At 30.2% G+C, this 18,543-nt stretch carries 18 protein-coding genes; 1 reads left to right on the plus strand and 17 read right to left on the minus strand.

The window, feature by feature from the left end:
• Position 1: 1 nt before the first annotated feature.
• The 12 genes from ACFRAE_RS15555 to ACFRAE_RS15610 form a co-directional block, all read right to left on the minus strand.
• Complete coding sequence (locus ACFRAE_RS15555) at positions 2–925, minus strand: glycosyltransferase family 8 protein (RefSeq protein WP_422798091.1); 924 nt, start codon at positions 923–925, stop codon at positions 2–4.
• 90 nt (positions 926–1,015) lie between these two features.
• Complete coding sequence (locus ACFRAE_RS15560; RefSeq protein WP_422798092.1) at positions 1,016–1,552, minus strand: serine O-acetyltransferase; 537 nt, start codon at positions 1,550–1,552, stop codon at positions 1,016–1,018.
• 17 nt (positions 1,553–1,569) lie between these two features.
• Positions 1,570–2,499 (minus strand): glycosyltransferase family 2 protein, encoded by a 930-nt coding sequence (locus ACFRAE_RS15565; RefSeq protein ID WP_422798093.1) that lies wholly within the window; start codon positions 2,497–2,499, stop codon positions 1,570–1,572.
• 579 nt (positions 2,500–3,078) lie between these two features.
• Positions 3,079–4,161 (minus strand): DegT/DnrJ/EryC1/StrS family aminotransferase, encoded by a 1,083-nt coding sequence (locus tag ACFRAE_RS15570; RefSeq protein WP_422798094.1) that lies wholly within the window; start codon positions 4,159–4,161, stop codon positions 3,079–3,081.
• 15 nt (positions 4,162–4,176) lie between these two features.
• Positions 4,177–5,274: a glycoside hydrolase family 99-like domain-containing protein gene (locus tag ACFRAE_RS15575; RefSeq protein ID WP_422798095.1), complete on the minus strand. Its 1,098-nt coding sequence runs from the start codon at positions 5,272–5,274 to the stop codon at positions 4,177–4,179.
• A 7-nt stretch (positions 5,275–5,281) separates the two neighbouring features.
• Positions 5,282–6,109 carry a glycosyltransferase family 2 protein gene (locus ACFRAE_RS15580; protein ID WP_422798096.1) on the minus strand — a complete coding sequence of 276 codons (828 nt, stop codon included), beginning with the start codon at positions 6,107–6,109 and terminating at the stop codon, positions 5,282–5,284.
• A gap of 70 nt (positions 6,110–6,179) precedes the next feature.
• Positions 6,180–7,967, minus strand: a complete 1,788-nt coding sequence (locus ACFRAE_RS15585) for an ABC transporter ATP-binding protein (RefSeq protein WP_422798097.1) — start codon at positions 7,965–7,967, stop codon at positions 6,180–6,182.
• A 7-nt stretch (positions 7,968–7,974) separates the two neighbouring features.
• Positions 7,975–8,937, minus strand: coding sequence for an NAD-dependent epimerase/dehydratase family protein (locus ACFRAE_RS15590; RefSeq protein WP_422798098.1), 963 nt, complete (start codon positions 8,935–8,937; stop codon positions 7,975–7,977).
• Between the two features lie 4 nt (positions 8,938–8,941).
• Entirely contained in the window at positions 8,942–10,102 is a 1,161-nt protein-coding gene (locus ACFRAE_RS15595; RefSeq protein ID WP_422798099.1) for an MraY family glycosyltransferase, read from the minus strand.
• 375 nt (positions 10,103–10,477) lie between these two features.
• Positions 10,478–12,025: a helix-turn-helix domain-containing protein gene (locus ACFRAE_RS15600; RefSeq protein ID WP_422798100.1), complete on the minus strand. Its 1,548-nt coding sequence runs from the start codon at positions 12,023–12,025 to the stop codon at positions 10,478–10,480.
• Between the two features lie 3 nt (positions 12,026–12,028).
• The gene (locus ACFRAE_RS15605; protein ID WP_422798101.1) at positions 12,029–12,763 is read right to left on the minus strand and encodes a helix-turn-helix domain-containing protein; all 735 of its coding nucleotides are present in this window, start codon (positions 12,761–12,763) and stop codon (positions 12,029–12,031) included.
• Between the two features lie 352 nt (positions 12,764–13,115).
• Positions 13,116–13,889, minus strand: a complete 774-nt coding sequence (locus ACFRAE_RS15610) for a helix-turn-helix domain-containing protein (protein WP_422798102.1) — start codon at positions 13,887–13,889, stop codon at positions 13,116–13,118.
• A 1,013-nt stretch (positions 13,890–14,902) separates the two neighbouring features.
• On the opposite strand from ACFRAE_RS15610, the gene ACFRAE_RS15615 reads away from it, so the two are divergent.
• Positions 14,903–15,508, plus strand: coding sequence for a hypothetical protein (locus ACFRAE_RS15615; RefSeq protein WP_422798103.1), 606 nt, complete (start codon positions 14,903–14,905; stop codon positions 15,506–15,508).
• Between the two features lie 23 nt (positions 15,509–15,531).
• Here ACFRAE_RS15615 and ACFRAE_RS15620 read toward each other — a convergent pair whose 3' ends face one another.
• From ACFRAE_RS15620 to ACFRAE_RS15640, 5 genes are all read right to left on the minus strand, one after another.
• Positions 15,532–15,954 (minus strand): SH3 domain-containing protein, encoded by a 423-nt coding sequence (locus ACFRAE_RS15620; RefSeq protein ID WP_422798104.1) that lies wholly within the window; start codon positions 15,952–15,954, stop codon positions 15,532–15,534.
• 6 nt (positions 15,955–15,960) lie between these two features.
• Positions 15,961–16,452 carry a BON domain-containing protein gene (locus tag ACFRAE_RS15625; protein ID WP_422798105.1) on the minus strand — a complete coding sequence of 164 codons (492 nt, stop codon included), beginning with the start codon at positions 16,450–16,452 and terminating at the stop codon, positions 15,961–15,963.
• Positions 16,453–16,531: 79 nt separating this feature from the next.
• Entirely contained in the window at positions 16,532–16,981 is a 450-nt protein-coding gene (locus tag ACFRAE_RS15630; protein WP_422798106.1) for a GreA/GreB family elongation factor, read from the minus strand.
• An 86-nt stretch (positions 16,982–17,067) separates the two neighbouring features.
• Positions 17,068–17,571 carry a hypothetical protein gene (locus ACFRAE_RS15635; RefSeq protein ID WP_422798107.1) on the minus strand — a complete coding sequence of 168 codons (504 nt, stop codon included), beginning with the start codon at positions 17,569–17,571 and terminating at the stop codon, positions 17,068–17,070.
• Between the two features lie 75 nt (positions 17,572–17,646).
• The gene (locus tag ACFRAE_RS15640; protein WP_422798108.1) at positions 17,647–18,531 is read right to left on the minus strand and encodes a bifunctional 5,10-methylenetetrahydrofolate dehydrogenase/5,10-methenyltetrahydrofolate cyclohydrolase; all 885 of its coding nucleotides are present in this window, start codon (positions 18,529–18,531) and stop codon (positions 17,647–17,649) included.
• Between the last annotated feature and the right edge of the window lie 12 nt (positions 18,532–18,543).

Genomic DNA, 18,543 nt, shown 5'->3' on the forward strand with positions numbered 1-18,543 from the left:
CTTAATACTTTATTTTTCTGTAAAACTTTAAACCTAAATTTATTAGAAATTTAAGAGGATAAATTCGCCAAATTATACTTTTGATATACATATTAAAGTTCAAATCCCAATCTTTTTTAAGGTCATTAGGCAGTAACTGATAATATTTCCACCATTCATCAAATTTAACAGTAATATTATTCCAAGGTTTTGCGCCAGTATAATGTATATTACCAAATTGTTGAACTTCTTCCCAGTCTTTAATTGAATATCTCTTTAAAAATTCATCTTTATATTGCGGCAGAAAAAATGTACGTATGCTATTGTACTTCGGATGGATTTTCAGCACTTTATTTTTACATTCAATATTTAAAATATCTTGATCTGGAAATTGCCATGATTCATTGTTTAATCCTTCTATAAACTTCGGAACCAAATTATCATTTCTTAATAATTCTAAATTCAGAATCAAAAATCCGGAATTAAAATACTCCCCTGGACTACAGTTTATTTGCTTAAGATAATCTATTTGAAAATCTAATGCAGGCTCATCTACAGCAGCTAAATAGTAATTGTCTAATTGTGTATTGAAAAATAATTCACCTATATCATTTTTCACTATAATATCAGAATCTATATATATTACTTTTTTATACGATGGCAATATTTCTGGTAAAATCAATCGATAAGAGGCAGCGATAGTAAATCGCGCATTTACAAAAATATCTTTTAGCTGATTTTGGAGATTTATAAATACGACAGTATGATCTGGACTAATTAATGTTTTAATTTTATTTTTATCCTCATCGGGAAGTTCTTCATTAATTAAACAAATAAATTCATAGGAATTTAATGACGTATTATGTTTTAAAATAGATAAAATCGTTGTAGACGCTGGAACTAGATAATTGCGTGTGAATGATAGAACTACTGGTACCTTATTCATTCTTATTATTTAAAATTAACCATACTTTTTTTCATTAACATTTCAACAGGAATTTTCATGATCTACAATTATAAAATTGCATTTAGCTCTTTACTGTAAAATCCTAGCTGGAATTCCTACTACAGTTACTCCTTCTTCTAAAATTGATTTTGTCACGATAGCACCTGCACCAATTCTTACGTTATTCGCAATAGTTATTCCTCCGAGTATTTGTGCTCCTTGACCAATATCAACATGGTCTCCAATCACAGGATAACCCTCACTGTTGCCACCTTTAGTCCCTATACAGCAATTACCATGTATGGTACAGTGTTTACCAATTTTAGCTTTAGGATGAACTATGATGGATCCATAATGATAAACTTTTAAATCTTCCTCAAAACAACCCGCTGAAATAAAAAAACCTAACTTCCTACCTAGTAAATTTTTTCTTCTTAAATAAAACAAACGCATAAGCTTATTTGGACTTTCAAAAGTATAGTATTCTTCTGCCCTAAGCGCACTCAAATATCGACGAAGAAAATATTGTTCAGATAAAAGTAAATAATCTAAACACCAAGCTTTACTGAAGGATTTAAAGTAATCCATTCGCTGATCTTGGAAGAAGTATCGATTTCTTATATTCATATCTATAATAAAGCGAATTAAGCTAATTTTCTTTTTAACACATCTAGAATGTACATTCTATCCACTTTCATAATTAATCGAAAGAATCTAATTTTATTTTTAAAATTTAACCCAGAAAACCCAATGATTTTAATGCAATTCATTGCTTGTGTTTCAAGTAAATTTTTGATTTCAAGATCATTTGTATAATTCTTTAAACCATCCAAAACATCTATCCACAATACAATTTTATTAAAATGAGATTGTTTAAGTGACCATATTGATCCTTCCCATTTTCTATAAACCGCCATAACATCAGGAAGGTAACCAATATCACCCTTTTCTGCATTTAAAAACCAAAGTGGATAATCCCCAACTACATCTTTAAAAGCATGCTTTGGAAAAGCTAAATTATTTCTAAATAGCACAGAAGGAGTATGCATGCAATTCCCATTTAATGCAAGATCTTTTAGGTTCTTTTTATTACTAACCTCAGATTTATTTAAGTCCTCCATCACTAAGCTCCCATCAGGAAGCAACTCTTTTACTCGGTGATAAACCAAATTACAATCTAAGTTGTTCTTTAAAAAATTGACTTGTTTTTGTATTTTTAATGGATCAGTCCAGTAATCATCACCTTCACATATAGCAATAAAATCACCATTACTATTATCTAAAGCCCAAAATAAATTCGGTAAAATACCAAGATTCACTTGATGATATACATAATTTATTTTTATATGTTTAGGGATCTCAATACTTTTTAAATAATTATTAATAACAAGATCAGTTTGGTCTGGTGAATGATCGTTTGAAATAAGTAATTCGATTGTACCTTCAAATTCTTGTAGTAACACACCTTTTATGGCATCAATAATAAAATTTTCATGACCATACGTTAACATCACTACGGAAACTTTAATATCCATTTTCAATATCTTTTTTGATTTAGCGTTGAGTAATTCCATTAAATTCCTCCTTTAAAAAGGATAGGATAAATAATAACAGGGTAAAAATTAATAAATTTCAAGAATTTGAAATTAAGATTTGTTAAAATCTCACTTGGTTAACTGCTTCGTTAATAATCCTTTTTACCAATTGTAAAGTGCTAGATTTAAAAATTATGCATTCCCAAACTTATGAATCTCTAAAAATCAATTAATAGTTAGTTTATCAAATTTAGAAAGCTTTTCTCTAATAAGCTAACTATTATAGATTAATAAACTATAAAATAGCTACATATCTACATAATTTGAGGCATAAATCTGATAATGAGTGGCTAAAGATCAAAAGTAGACACAATCTGCTAAACAATTTGATGAAATAGGCAATATATTCAACAAACTGGGATCTCAAATAACAGGTCCATTAAACTCTGAAATACCTGCTTATAAGCTATGTTCTTAATGATGTAAAGGATGGTAAAATTCGATGAAATTTTCTAAATAATATATTTAAAAATCAGTCCTAATTACTTAAAAAGCTGTCTCCTTAGTTATAAATCAAAAATAATCTAGAAAAATTTCACGCTTTTACTCTTAACTAGTTTAGTTGTTTTGAGTTCTTAATATTAGTCTGCAAATCCAATCAATTTCTTCATCAGTTAACTCGTAGTAGAGTGGCAAACAAAGCATTCTTCTCGATATATCTTCTGTGATCGGTAAAAAATTAGGTTCTAAGTATGGTAAACTGGATGCTAAACTAGGATAAAAATATCTTCTCGTAAAGATTTCAAATGAATCTAATGAAGCTTTTATTCTTAATAATAATTCTTCAGATTCTAAGACAAAAGGCAAATACGCGCCATTATTATTTGCGAGGGAATTCCATTTCGGCATTTGACCTTTAAATCCTTGCAAGTTACTTAAATACCTATTTATTATTTCTAACCTTCTTGCTATTAACCTATCCACCCAATTTAAATTAGCCAAACCCATTGCAGCATGAAATTCTGAATTTTTAGCATTTATCCCTAATTCGCTAAAACTATCGAATCCAGATATACCGAAATTCCGCATATAAGCTATTTTTTTCAATAAATTAGGATTTTTAGTAACAACAAGTCCTCCTTCGATGGAATGGTATAATTTCGTCGCATGTAAACTACATGTAGAAATATCACCAAATTCCAAAATAGATTTTCCATTGATAGTTACAGCAAATGCATGTGCTGCATCATATATCACTTTTAAATTATATTTATCAGCTATTTGCTGAATATGATAAACATCGCAAGGATTTCCATAGACATGCGTTGCCAAAATAGCAGATGTGTTTTCTGTAATTGCTGCTTCAATTTTTCCTGCATCGATATTTAGTGTTTTTTGATCAATATCTACGAAAACAGGTGTGCACCCTTCCCATACAATACTAGACGTTGTGGCCACGAAAGAAAAAGAAGTCGTAATAATTTCTCCTTTTAATTCTAAAGCTTTTATAGCTAATTGAAGAGCTACAGTTCCATTGGTTACATAAAGTAAATGGTTTACATCTAGGTAATCCTTAAGAAGCATCTCCAATTTGCTCGCTAAAGGCCCCATATTGGTTAACCACTCTCTATTCCAGATTCCATCTAAAAATTGATTGTATTCTTCTCGAGGCGGTAAAAATGGTTTGGTTACAGGTATCATATTATTAAAAGTTTATTATGATTCGTTTACGACGTCTTTTACCACTTGAAGATATTGATGTCCAAATTTCAAATCGGGTTCCAAATGATTACCTTCAGCCCATTCATTCCAAGATTTGATGAATATGATTTTATTTTCATCATCATAATTTTCAACGCATTTTTTTGCGTTCAATAAAGCTTTCTTGAAATGCGCTGGCGTTGAATTGTGAAGTACAAATCCGTTTAATCCACTTCTTGGTGAATTATCCCAATTAGGAATGACAGTTGGATAATACAAATTCCCATGGGAATCTTCATCAAATGTTTGAATAGCATCTGCATATTCATAAATTCTTGTAGGCCGTTTGAAAAATTTCACATAATACTTAGAAAGTCTACTAGTTTTGATTCTCCGTGTAAAATCTACCCACTTATTTTTTGATTTAAGATAACTATCTTTCGTATGTACTGCGGGGGTTATCGCATCAAATCCGAATTCTTCGGCTTTCCAATCCAACTCCACATTTGTTGCAACTAAATGTATACCCGCAAGACCATGCATTTTCGCTAAATTCCTAAATGTATTTACAAACAAAGCTAAATCAGGAATTTCCTGTGGTTTATAAACCATAAATAATGGCTTCTCGTTAACTTTAAAATATCTTTTATCTTTAAAAGCAGGTATAAGAAAGTTAAAATGATCAATGTAATCCTGTTCACCAGGATAGACTTGCTCCATCAATACTGTCTTTGGATTACCATGCCAGATTCCACTCCAAGATTCATTGGCCCAGGCTAAACAAAATGGTAAATCTGGCTTTCCAGAATTCAACACATCATTAAAGGGTTTTTCTAAAATTCTTTTACCATCACCAAACCAATAGTGCCAATAACAAAAAGCGGAGATATCATATTTTTTTGCTAATTCTGCTTGAGCTTCCCTAGCTTCTGGTAATCGTAGATCATAGAAGCCTAAATCTGCCGGCACATGTGGCTGATAATGTCCTTTGAACATAGGCTTAGCCTTAGCAACGTTAGTCCATTCGGTAAATCCTTTGCCCCACCATGAATCATTTTCAGGTATCGGATGAAATTGGGGAAGATAAAATGCAATTGTTTTAATTTTATTCATGAATGAATTAAAATATTTTATTATATATTCTACGAATTAAATGTTTACTACCATTATCGTAGTAGGGTATATAGTCTTTAAAATCTCTTTTTAGATAGGCTAAAAATTCACTTTCTTTTGATTTACAACCGGTAGATTTATGATCGTCTTTATTATTAATATTAACACCAACCTGCTGATTCTCATGAATTCTATATTTGATTAAGCAATCAGTTAAGAATCCAAGTTCATTATATTTTGCAGCGTGAAGTCCAATCCATGCATCATGCCAAAAATTACATGGGGTATTAATTGGCAGAAAGGATTCTTTCAATTCCTTCTTGAAACAAACTGTAGCTCCCGTTATTTTATTCGTTCTATTGATTAAATTAATAATCACAAATTGATGATCAAGCCATTGTTTTTGAACATCCGCAGAAAAATTGAACTTTTCAAATAAGGAATTGTTTAAATCATTACCATAATCATCGATCAATAAACCATTTGTAAAAACCATTTTTTTGGAAATATTCTCTTCAAAATAGGCAAGCGTTTTCTTGACCTTATCTTCTACCCATAGGTCGTCTTGATCTGATAAGAATATATAATCTCCATTGGTTTTTGAAATTGCAAGTTCAAAGTTTTTCGAAGTTCCTAAAGAAGTTTCATTGAAAAATAACTTAATGATATTTGGATATTTTGACCTGTATACGGAAAGTAAATCTTTACTTCCATCTGTAGAACCATCATCACAGATCACTATTTCATCTACTGAAACCGTTTGTGACAAAATACTTTCTAGTTGTTGGTCTAAAAACTTAATACCATTGAATGTGCACAATGCAACAGAAATCATAATTTATATATTGGTTTATGGCTAATAAAAAAGGTAGATCTGAATTATCAAATAATTTAAAATTGATTTTTTAAACGCCTTGTAATTCAGTTAACCTTTTGAAATAATTTGATTTCGATTTAAGTTCTACAAATCCTCCATTTTCTACAATTCTACCGTTTTCCATGATGTAAACGGTGTCTACATTTTTAATAGTAGATAAACGATGTGCAATCGAAATTATAGTCAATTTACCATGAAGCATTTCTATACTATTTTTTATGGTTTGTTCCGTATCAGAATCTAAGGCTGATGTGGCTTCATCCATAATTAAAATTTCAATATCTCTAAATAATTCGCGTGCAATAGAAATTCGTTGTTTCTGACCGCCAGAAATATTTACGCCATTATTACCTAAAAGTGTATTTTCCTTCTCAGGCAGATTTTCTAAATAATCCGATAAACCACTTAATTTGGAAATATTTTCAAATTTCTTGTAATTTTCATCATTTCTCTCCGCCCAAAAAGTAACATTATCAAAAATATCGGCATTGAAAATTGAAGGTTCCTGGGTGATATATCCAATTTTACTTTTAAACTCTCCATTATTGTATTCTTGAATATTCACTCCATTTAATAAGACTTCACCTTGACTAATTGGTAAAAGTGTGGTCAATAAATTCACTAAACTTGTTTTACCGGATCCAGATTCTCCAACAATGGCAATGGACGTGTTCTTTAATATTTCAATATTTACTTTTCGTAAGACTTGATGTGAATCCATAAATAGATCAACATCCTTCAATTGAATGGAATCAATTCTATCAATTGATTTATTTCCTACAAAATATTCTTGGTTTTGATCAATGATCAATTGAAACTCTTTCATATTCTCAATAGAACCTACATGCGACAAATAGTTGTTCCAATTGGATTGTAAGTCCACAATTTTTTGAAGCGCTCTATAAAAAAACATTAAGATTATGATAATCGCAGCAAGCGGAGATTTAAAAAATAAGACGTGAATTGCAATTACAGCACAGATAATAGCCATTGTAATAGGCTCTCTGATCGCTGATAGTTTTGAACTCAATTTTGCAACCTCAATACCACTCGAAATCAAATCTTTTAATTCATCCTGTAATCTTTTGAAAAAATTTTCATTCCTTCCGGTAGCTTTTAAATATTTATAATGGTTAATGATTTCAACCACTACCCCTCCATACCTGTGATTATTTTTTGTTATTTCTCGTGATAGCCTTTCCGTTCTTTTGTAATAATATCTATATATGAAGTTTGATATCAGTCCTCCAAAACAAACTAATATGGAAAATTTCCAATCTAGAAAAAATGCAAATCCGAGATAAATAATCACAAACATGCTGTTTTTAATCGTTTCCAGGTATTGATTACAAGCAAATACGACTTGCCAAGATTCACCTAACAAGGAGTTTTGTAAACGACCTATATCTAATTTGATGAAATTTTTATACGAAATGTTTTTAAGCCCTAAGATCATTCGGGTTCTCATTTCTTTAGAAAAATATTGCTGATTTATAGCTAAATAGGTATTAGCATAATAATAGAATACCGCTTTCAACCCAAAAAGAACGACTAATAATAAAAGCATATTAATCATTGTCAAATCTAAATGCAGGAAATCAAAAATGGCTGATGTGTATTGGATAACTTTATCATCACTTGCATCTATCGTCTGAGAATGATCTGCAATTTGTAATAAAGGCACAAACATGGCAATACCTATACTATCTAAAACAACCATCAAAAGGCTGAATACCAATAATATAAACATTCTAACGCCAAGGAACTGATAAAAGAAATATAGGCTATGAAATCTTTTTTTAATAAACTCTTTCATTTATATGTTATTTACTAAATTCATTTTCTAACATATTTTTCAATCCTTCTTCCAAAGTATAAGGAGGATTAAAGCCTGCTGTTTTTGATTTTCGAGAATCATATTTGGTGTTTGCACAAAATTTTCTTACCCGTATTGAACTAATTGGTAATTTTTTACCTGTAACAAATGCTAAAAGATCAAATCCATAACCACCAAACATCCCTAACCAATAAGGAATATGAATTTTGGGAATTTCTTTATTTAAAATCTTCCCAGTGTAAAATACAAGATCATTTGTAGATAAATCTGGCGTATCACTATAATTATAGATATGATAACCTTCTGAATTTTTCTCAATTAGGAAATTCATAAATGCTACGATGTTTCCAACATAAGACATTGACTTTTCATTCGTTCCCTTCCCGATCATCATAAACCTACCTGAGGAGATTTGTTTTAACAAATTATATACATTCCCACGATTACCTTCACCAAAGATAACCGTCGGTCTAATAATATTGATGTTCCAATCTGGATGCTCCTTATACCAATCTGCCAAAACTTGTTCAGCTTTCCATTTACTGATACCATAATGATTAAAGGGAGAGGCTTCAAATTCTTCTGTAGGATTTCCTTTATCCATTCCATAAATGGCAACAGAACTTGTAAATACGATTCTCTTTATGCCTAACTCGTTCATTACCTCCAGCACATTCTTCATTCCCGTTACATTTACATCATAATATAAGCTTGTAGGAGTAACATCATCCCTATGTTCTGCGGCTAACATGATTACGAGATCAGTTCCTGCTAATTTTTCTTTTAACGCATTTTTATCCAGTACATTAGCAATAACTGTTAATTCATTAAAATCTAAGCTAGGAACTTTATCAATGTTTTTAAGATTATATGTACCCTTATCTTTAAACGCTCGAATAAAACGAGAGCCTACAAACCCAGATCCTCCAATGAGTGAAATGTTAATCATAAATTTAGAAGTTGTATTTTTTTACTAAAGGCATAGATTTTTCTAGGCTTGTTTGCTTATCAAATTTTGGTTGTCTTTTATAAGCAAACAGAACTTCTATACCGTAGTTGAAACATATCCAAAGAAATACATCCATAACTAAAACTAGATTATTACTCATTACTTGTACAAGTAATACATTTACTATACAAAACACTAATGATATAGAGATAATTACAAGCATTGCAGATTTATGTGACAAACCCAAATTTAATAATTTATGATGTAAATGATTACGATCTGGTTTAAACAAGGCTTGCTTATTCTTCCATCTTAAATAAATCACTCTGATCACATCAAAAACAGGTACGATAAGGGTAGAAAATGCTATTACTACAGCACCTTCAGTAAAAGGTTTAATATTGTTGTTATTCATTGAAAAACTAATGGTTAAAAAAGCCATAGTATATCCTAAAGTCATACTACCAGTATCTCCCATAAATATTCTTCTTCTACGCTTAGAAGTTCCAAATACATTATAGTAGAAAAACGATATTAAGATTCCAGTTGTTATAAAGGCTAATAAGGCATGAATCCATGCTTGGTAATATACGAATAACATTCCTAATACCAAACAGCCAATTCCAACTAATCCAGAACATAATCCATCCAATCCATCCATCAAATTAATAGCATTAATAATTAATACCACTAAGAATACGGTTAAAGGAACCCCAATCCATATCGGAATTTCCGTAACAAAGCCTAAACCATATAAGTTATTAATCCAAAGACCTGATAAAGGTAAAAGTAGGGCTACAATAATTTGAACCATGAATTTCCAACGATAGCTCACTCCGATTAAATCATCTGCAATTCCAGTAATGTACAATATAACCATCCCGCAGATCAACATAATAAACATTGGAAATACTTCCCAGGTCGCTATTTTTAGGTCTACAAAATTTAACTTATAAACCATGATAATGGTTATTGCTAGTAAACAGCATTGAATAGGAACGAATGCAACACCCCCTAAACGAGGAATAATATGTTGGTGAATTTTTCTAGCATCTATTGGATCGAATAACCTTTTCTTATAGGTAATTAACATGATATAAGGAATAATAAATTTCCCTAACATCATCGCTAATAAAAAAGGTATTATTAATATTATTATTTCCATTGATATTTATAGTCTTTATTAAAAATTAGTAGTGTGAATTGTTGTACAGTTAAAAAATACTTACAACCTAAATCAAAACCTTATTGATTTATTGAGAACAAAGTTAAAACATTATCAATTAAATGAGGCTGAAGACCATACAGATAGGCCTTCATTAAATTTATTTGTAGAATATAGATTACACTAATATAATATTTTACCTAAAAATTATTAAAAACCATAAATTATAATTTTTAATTAATTTTAAACATAATCAGATTCCTAGTGTCAAGTAATCTAACTATCAATGACAATAATTAAATATTGTAAAAATTTATAAACTAGTATTTATATTGAATTGAAAGATTTAACGGTAATATTCGCTAATATGGGGTCTTATCGATGATTACGTAGCTCATCAATGTACTGAGAAGGGGTCTTTCCTACAATGGTTTTAAAGGAAGTAGTAAACTTACTGTGGGATAAAAACCCTGCATAATCTGCCAAATAAGACAATTTGCTATCCAATAATTCTTCTTTTTCTTTAAGTGATTGAATTAAATATTGAATTCTCAGATTCATGATATAATCACTGAAATTTTGATTTCTATACTTTTTTATAATATAGGATATATAGGTAGAATTTGTAAAAAGTTGATTCGCTACCTTAGTTAGTGAGGTCGTTTTATCTAAATAGAAATGTTCCTTTTCAATCCTAATCAGATCCGTATAAAGTCTGTTTTCGGTATCTGCTGATATGTGTAAATCAGTTTCTGGAATTACTATCTTATTTTTTTCTAATGTTATATTATCCACAAAAAAGTTAGTTGAATCCTCCAGATTGTTAAATTTCAAAGGTTCAGATGTTTTTAATTTTTTAACTTTTGATTTTTCAAATACAAATAATGCTATTATAGGAATGACTATTAGCAAGGTCCAAAAGGTAATAATATTTCTTTTTTTTGTTTGATGGAAATTTTCCTTAATCTCTTTGATCAAGGTATTATTAACCTTTTGATTTCGAAGGGCTATTTTCTCGCTAAAGACCAATTGCTTATTCAAATATTCATTAGCGATATTCACAGAATCTTTCTCCTGATAGTATTTGGCTACAAGCTTATAATATTCATTTTTTAAATAATAATCATCTGTCTTCAGCAAAAGAGGCTGTATCAGTTCTTCATAATACGCTAAAGAATCTGGTTGATTCTGATTGATGCATAAATTTATCAGACCCTTGTACGAATATACTAACATCCAATCATTTACTTTCTTTTGAAAATGGATGCTCTTTAAGAAATGGTTTTTGGATTTAACTACATCTTTTTTCACTAAATAAATAGCGCCATAAAACTGTTCTAATAAAGCATGGCATATTCGATAATTCTCACCTAACAATAGTTTATTCGTCTCAATTGTGTTTTTTGCACTCAAAAGTAAGTTTAAGGCTATTGCGTATTCACTTTTGTGAAAATTTTGAACCGCTTCTTCTAACAATGTATTAAACATTGCTAATGTTGTATGTTTTGGAGTAGTAATTTGATTTATGTAATTTTTAGATTTATCCAAATAAAATTCAGCCTCTATTTCTACAGCCACTTGCCTAAAAGTACTCGCTAAAAAAATTGAACTATAGGAGATCCATTCATTATAACCAGCCAGTTCAGATTTTAACAGCGCTTGCTGAGCTAAATTTATCCCTTTCACATAATCACCAGATTGTTTTAACAAATACGCTTTATAAAGCAACAATTTAATTTCTTTTAATGGTGCATTTGACTCCTTTGATAAATTTTCTAGACGCTCTGAAGTCAATACTGACTCATCATACTGATCAAAAAGTTGGATATTTAATAGAATTTTGTCAAATGGAAATGGAGATGCAGCAATTGATTGAAAACATAAAATTAATCCAACTAATGCAACCCAATGAAGATTTTTCATAAACTAATTAGTCTTTTTATATTGTGCTCTATACTCACTTGGGGAACAATTCTTTAATTTACTAAAATGTCTATAAAATGATGCTCTAGAACTATATCCATTTTTAAACGCTAACTCATCAATATTGATATCTAAGTTATCTGAGTTCAAGTCAAGACATGCCTCTTCAATTCGCAATTCATTAATTTTTTTGATAAAACTTTGATTATAATTGGATTTGAAGAAGTCTATTAAGAAGGTCTTCGATAAGCCTATATCATCAACCATCACGTCAAGTGAAAAATTTTGATTCAAATATGTTTTTTGATCTAAATAGGAATTAATAATCTCCTCATATAAGACTGATTTATTCCCGATTTTAAGGTTTAAAGAATTGGTGACCTCAACATTTAAGTGCTCCTTAGTCGACGGCTTGCTAGCTATTAAATTCGTTTGCAGATACTTCTTGATATAATAGTTGCAAATAATGACAGTTGCAAGAAGCATAATCGAATACATAATAATTTCAGAAATCGGAGATCTATTAATGGTTCCATGAATAATGGAGGTAGTAATCAATGGAATAATAAAAGCAGAAATTAAAAATAAAAGTATAATAGAATAATAAAACAAGCGCTTAATTTGAAAAATTAGTTGACTTGATTTATTTGCTTTTACAAAAACGACGATTGGATAAAAGATCCAAGAAATACCAAAGGCACTAAATAATATATTATAGATTATTTTGCTGTAGCTCATCCTAAAGGAATCAGAGACTAAAATGACAATAAATAAAATAAGAAATGTAAAAAATGGAATTAAATGTATGAATATGATCCTGCTGTATAGCTTTTTCTTTTCAGCAACAAGAATACAAAAGTAAAGTAATGGTCCATATATCAACCCGAAGGGTGCTAACAAATCAACATATTGATATCCTGAAATAAACTCTCTAAATACAACAGTATTTAAAATATCTAAACTGATTACGATTAAATATACACTGACAACATCATCAAATTTTGTTTTGATCCTAATTTTTTTGTAAAAATAAAATCCCAAAAAACTGACTATAAAAATTGCTATGTATAGTATGTAAAAAAGCATCGAATTAACTTAGTTTGTTTCTAAAATCCGATGCCGTTATACCAAATAATTCCTTAAAATACCTGTTAAAAGTAGTTCTAGATTTAAAACCACTCACAGATGCTATAAAATCAAGCTTCCAGTTAGTTTGACTCTCTTTCATTAATAGTATAGCGTGTTGAATTCTAAATTCTGCAATCCAATCATTAAAGGTAGTCCCTAAATACTCATAGATGTAATGTCGAAGCAGATGCTCTGAAATATTCAAATGCTGGGATAGTTTGAACATATTTAAATTATTATCCAAATACAATTGAGAGCTATCCATTGCTACTGCAATTTTTTCCTTGCAGTAATCCATATCCCCTTCATTTATTTTTAAATTTTTAGGAGCAGCAAAATTTCGATCTATTTTTTCTTTATGAATGATAAACCAACCAAGAATAACAATACTAATAATGATTAAAACAGATATTACAACTATAGGATTAAAATCTAAATTTATCACATTTAAATAATCCAAGTAATCAAGAAGAAGGAAGAAACTTTTACCAATAAATAAAAAACAAATCAATTCTAACAATATAACGATGGTAGAATTTGCATTTCTTAATAACTTAATCACAAACAATAGGATAAAAGCAGGATAAATTAGATTTGTTAAAGTAGAGCAGATATAATAAAAATGAAGGTAAGTCGACTGATTACTTTTCGAATACAAAACATATAAATAAAAAAGAACTGCGAGTAAAAATGGTAAAATATTAAAAAGCTTAACTGAGTTTTTAATTTTTTTCACAGTCAATTGAACATACATAACAAATAGTAAGGATCCATAAAGAAATGGAATTGGAAAATAAATTTGGCTCATGATTAATAGTAACTGCAAACTTAAGCAGCATACAAATAACACGAGTACAAAGTCGAAATTCTTCGAAATATTGGTAATTAATCTATATGTTTTAGAACCAAAATCATAAATGCTATTAAATATATGTGCCATGAGATACAGGTTAAAATTCAATTAAATAGTACTAAAAACTCACACTTAATAATAAAATAGTATAGAAATCGATACAATTAACCTTAGGAAATTCATGAAAATCCCAAATGAAATAATTCAACTATTTAAAACATCCCCTATAATAAGAAAATGCAAAAAATAGAACTCATATTATGTTAATAAATCAAATTAGTTGAACAAATCTATTTAAAATAATAATGAATTGTAAAGATTTAAGACTAAATATGCTTAAACAAAAAATCTATCCAGCACATTATTATGTAAATAAAATTTACTTAAAATATAAAATTGAATAAATCCTGTAAATTTTGACAATTAAAATAATATATGATATTTGATTAAATATCAACTCTATACCCATAAGACTCAAATCGAGAAAGATTAGCTAACTAACCTGAATCGTATTCATTCTTGTTAAACCTACAGAAAAATAATTATTACTAAAATTATAGTACTATTGAGGTTTGTCACTATTTGTAGTCCAATCGCTACAAGACTTAGATTTCTATTAAATTTGAATACCTATTGATAACTAAAGGTAAAATGTAGCGAATAGCATTTTCAAAATTAAACCCTGCTAAATACAACCATATAAAAAAATCAATGATTTCTCAAAATCACTCAGCATTCACCATTAAATTATAACATAGAGTAATTAATAGTTTAACTTTTACCTCACAGTAATTGATAATTTTTACTATACAAATTAAATTAATTAACTCATGAATCGTTTCACCCTTACTTTAGCCCTCCCCTTTCTAATCTTCCTTTCCACTTGCAAAAAAAACATGGTTGATGAAAAATTCCTTTTTGACAAGGATGAATATGTTTTGAACTATGATCAATCAATAAGTCTTTTAAATATTAAAGATCAAAAAAATGTAATATGGACTGTCTCGAACAAACCTATTGGAGAAATAAGCAAAAACGGCAAATTTATAGCAAAACGAATTGGAACAACAACAGTTAAAGCTAAACTAGGCCATGAAACAATTCAGACTAAGATTATTGTAGAACCTTACATAACCTCCTTCTCCGAACCATTCACAAAATTTGGAGTCAATAAAGAACATATTAAAGAAGTTGAAAAAAGAAATATCATACGAGAAGGACTATCTGGCATTATTTATAGTGGAAATGGGAAAATACTAAAAGAAGTGTACTATATATTTTATGATAAGATTTATTCTTCTAGTCTACTAATCTTTAATATAAGCCAAGATAAGGATATGGAAGAAGTAATCACATTTTACAAGGAAAGATATACATTATCAGGAATGGAAGAGGATGTTATGCTTTTTGAAAATCAACAATTGGATTATTTAGTTGCACTGAAAAAAGATGCAGCCTATGGATATTTGGCTCAATATCATCCTGTAAAAATGCCGAAGTAAATATACTTCGGCATTTTTGTTTATTAAGCGATAGGTTCTAGGTATTGCGCATAGCAATATCCTTCTTCACCATCTTTTGTTCTCACTAACCACCATTGATCATTGGCTCTGCTAATTAAAGTGATCACCTCATCTTTAGCGGCTTTACCTACAATAGGCTGATCTGTACCTGGACCTTTTCTTATGTTTAAATTACTACTTTCAGTAATAACACGAGCTTGTGAACCCGTTACCGCTGTCGAAACATCCACATTCATAACCACATCACCAGTTAAAAAATTGGGATCAATTTGATTATAAATATCCCATAATTTATTTTTTACATCTGCAGATGGTGCTGTTCCTCGAACTTGTAAAACCCCATCCATTTCAGCGATTTGTAAATCATCAATTCCTGAAGATTTAGCGGTATCAATTAATACTTGATATTTACTTACTAAACTCATATCTGATTATTTAACTGTTAAACCTGTCATATCTACTTTTTTAGGATTCAATGCATCTAATCCCATTTTCAATGCTTGTACTCTTGCTTGTTCAAGCTCTCCAGTTACCGTTATTACCCCCTCTGCAACGGAAGTTTTAACGCTAGGAAAATCCTTTGTAAATTCAGTAACCTTATTAGTCAAGTCATCGGTATTGGTATTAATCTCAATAGGTGCTGGTGCATTTACCACCAAATTATTGACTACAGACTTAATACCCTTTGCATCTGCAGCCTTTGCAGCACTTTCTAATTTCGTTTTTTCCTCTTCCGAAGAAACTATTCCATTTAAAGTGACCACACCTTCTTTAACATCAACTTGTACATTAGGATTTGATGAAATTGCTGTTTCAACTTTCGCTTTTAGATCCGTATCAGAAACCTTGGACTTACAAGCTACATTTCCAGCCAGCAAACTGGCAGAAATTAACAAGACGGATAAGTTTTTCTTAATGTTCATAAAACTATTTATTTGATTAGTAATTTATACTTAAAGCTAAACAAATATTATTCTCAATTGTTTTAAGAATATTAAGATTTTATGAAATTTTTAAAATTTCTATATTACGCTTTTGAAAGGATATTTTATCACCCACACGAGTACCTATTAGTTCCATTCCGATTGGCGATTTAGCAGATATCACCATAATTTTATGCCCATTCACTTCTACTTGACCTATTGAAATGGCTAAATAATATATATGCTCATCTGTAACCACTAAATTCCCCAAACGAATTTGCCCAGAAACCTCATTAGACAGCTGCTTCAAAATTTGTAAATCACTTTCAGCTTGTTTCAACTGATTTTGCAATCTCGTCAAATCCTGTTGCGCCATTTCCCTGGAAGTTTCATATTTATCACCCATACTACTTTTTGTATCGCTGATAAGACTTTCGTTTGCTAAATTTATCCCAGTGGTAATTTCATGAATTCGATTTTCTATTTTAACTAAACATGCACTATGAATCAACGATTTATCCAATACCATTCCTCAATTTATTTCAAAAACAAAGCGCCAAATTGCTTTGGCGCTAAAATTAAAAACTTAATAACCAATATTTATATTGGAATTAATTAGTTCTTTAAAGCTTCTTTAACATTTTTAGCTTTACGCTCTGCTTCACTTGCTAATTCTTTAGTCTTATCAGCAGTTTTTTCAGCAGCATTATCTATTGCTTCTCCAGCTTTTTGTCCAGCTTCTTTAGTAGCATCTACTGCGTTATTCACACCAGACTCTACCTTATCCCCTACTTCTTTAACCGTTTCTTTTGTTTTTTCCCATGCTGATTTAGCATCATCTAATGCCTTTTGAGCTGCTTCTTCCGCTTTTTTATCTCCAGCTTTTACGGCTGCATCTAAATCTGCTTGAGCTTGTTTAACTTTCGCCTCAGCCTCTTCTAAAGCATGATCTGCTTCTGAATGTACATGGCCTGCGTGTTCTTCAGCCGTTTCTAATGAGTGATCTAATTTTTCACCTATTGTGGTATCTCCATCATTATTTTTATCTGCTGATGAATTATTACATGCTGAAAGCGTAATCGCGCAAGCAACTGCTGCTAACAATACAATTTTTTTCATTGTTTAAAATTTAGTTTATGTGTTTCTGGTTAAATTTTTCACTGAATAGCATTATCAATATTTATACCAATTTTACTATTTTTGATAAATGCTTCCTTTTGCCGCTTCCAAAGTGTTTTTCAACAATCCAATTATAGTCATTAAACCGACCCCGCCTGGTACAGGAGTTATATAGGACACTTTTTTAGAAACCTCTTCAAAATCTACATCCCCAAATAATTTGAATCCAGACTTAGTTTCTGTTGAAGTTTCTCTATTTATTCCTACATCCACTACGATAGCACCTTCTTTAACCATATCAGCAGTTACAAAATTCTTTCTTCCAATAGCTGCAATAACGATATCACCTTGTAAAACCTCTTCTTTTAAATTCTGTGTTTTACTATGGGTCAATGTCACCGTACAATTGCCAGGATTGCTATTTCTTCCCAACAGTATACTCATTGGTGATCCAACAATATTACTCCGACCTACTACTACAGCCTTCTTTCCTGCCAAATCCAATTGGTAATGATCCAACATTAATAATATTCCATAAGGCGTTGCAGGAATAAAGCATGGCAAATTCCTTTGCATTCTACCTAAATTTATTGGATGAAACCCATCTACATCTTTGCGATAATCTATTGCTTCTGTTACCTTCTCTGGATCTATATGTTTTGGCAAAGGTAGCTGTACAATTAATCCATCAATTTGATCATCCTGATTAATTTCTTGGATTTTGTTTAACAAAGCTTCCTCAGAAATAGTGGATTCATAATGAAAATTCGTTGATTCAAATCCTACTTCTTGGCAATTTCTCATTTTACTTGCCACATAAGTCTCACTACCTCCATCATTTCCAACTAAAATAGCAACTAAGTGCGGCTTTCTGCCTAATTTTATAGTCAATTCAGCAGCTTCTTTCTTGATGTCTTCTTTAAGTTTTGCAGAAACTACTTTCCCATCTAATAACTTCATAAATATGTATTA

The organism is Sphingobacterium sp. HJSM2_6 (assembly GCF_049316305.1).
In the GTDB taxonomy this organism is placed as follows: Bacteria; Bacteroidota; Bacteroidia; order Sphingobacteriales; family Sphingobacteriaceae; genus Sphingobacterium.

Bases quoted from the DNA above. Each gene is read 5' to 3' on its own strand.
- ACFRAE_RS15630 (WP_422798106.1), bottom strand. From the start codon at position 16,981: ATGGTATTGGATAAATCGTTGATTCATAGTGCATGTTTAGTTAAAATA.
- ACFRAE_RS15600 (WP_422798100.1), bottom strand. From the start codon at position 12,025: ATGAAAAATCTTCATTGGGTTGCATTAGTTGGATTAATTTTATGTTTT.
- ACFRAE_RS15585 (WP_422798097.1), bottom strand. From the start codon at position 7,967: ATGAAAGAGTTTATTAAAAAAAGATTTCATAGCCTATATTTCTTTTAT.
- ACFRAE_RS15580 (WP_422798096.1), bottom strand. From the start codon at position 6,109: ATGATTTCTGTTGCATTGTGCACATTCAATGGTATTAAGTTTTTAGAC.
- ACFRAE_RS15590 (WP_422798098.1), bottom strand. From the start codon at position 8,937: ATGATTAACATTTCACTCATTGGAGGATCTGGGTTTGTAGGCTCTCGT.
- ACFRAE_RS15640 (WP_422798108.1), bottom strand. From the start codon at position 18,531: ATGAAGTTATTAGATGGGAAAGTAGTTTCTGCAAAACTTAAAGAAGAC.
- ACFRAE_RS15575 (WP_422798095.1), bottom strand. From the start codon at position 5,274: ATGAATAAAATTAAAACAATTGCATTTTATCTTCCCCAATTTCATCCG.
- ACFRAE_RS15620 (WP_422798104.1), bottom strand. From the start codon at position 15,954: ATGAGTTTAGTAAGTAAATATCAAGTATTAATTGATACCGCTAAATCT.
- ACFRAE_RS15595 (WP_422798099.1), bottom strand. From the start codon at position 10,102: ATGGAAATAATAATATTAATAATACCTTTTTTATTAGCGATGATGTTA.
- ACFRAE_RS15570 (WP_422798094.1), bottom strand. From the start codon at position 4,161: ATGATACCTGTAACCAAACCATTTTTACCGCCTCGAGAAGAATACAAT.
- ACFRAE_RS15565 (WP_422798093.1), bottom strand. From the start codon at position 2,499: ATGGAATTACTCAACGCTAAATCAAAAAAGATATTGAAAATGGATATT.
- ACFRAE_RS15560 (WP_422798092.1), bottom strand. From the start codon at position 1,552: ATGAATATAAGAAATCGATACTTCTTCCAAGATCAGCGAATGGATTAC.
- ACFRAE_RS15635 (WP_422798107.1), bottom strand. From the start codon at position 17,571: ATGAAAAAAATTGTATTGTTAGCAGCAGTTGCTTGCGCGATTACGCTT.
- ACFRAE_RS15555 (WP_422798091.1), bottom strand. From the start codon at position 925: ATGAATAAGGTACCAGTAGTTCTATCATTCACACGCAATTATCTAGTT.
- ACFRAE_RS15615 (WP_422798103.1), top strand. From the start codon at position 14,903: ATGGTTGATGAAAAATTCCTTTTTGACAAGGATGAATATGTTTTGAAC.
- ACFRAE_RS15625 (WP_422798105.1), bottom strand. From the start codon at position 16,452: ATGAACATTAAGAAAAACTTATCCGTCTTGTTAATTTCTGCCAGTTTG.
- ACFRAE_RS15605 (WP_422798101.1), bottom strand. From the start codon at position 12,763: ATGAGCTACAGCAAAATAATCTATAATATATTATTTAGTGCCTTTGGT.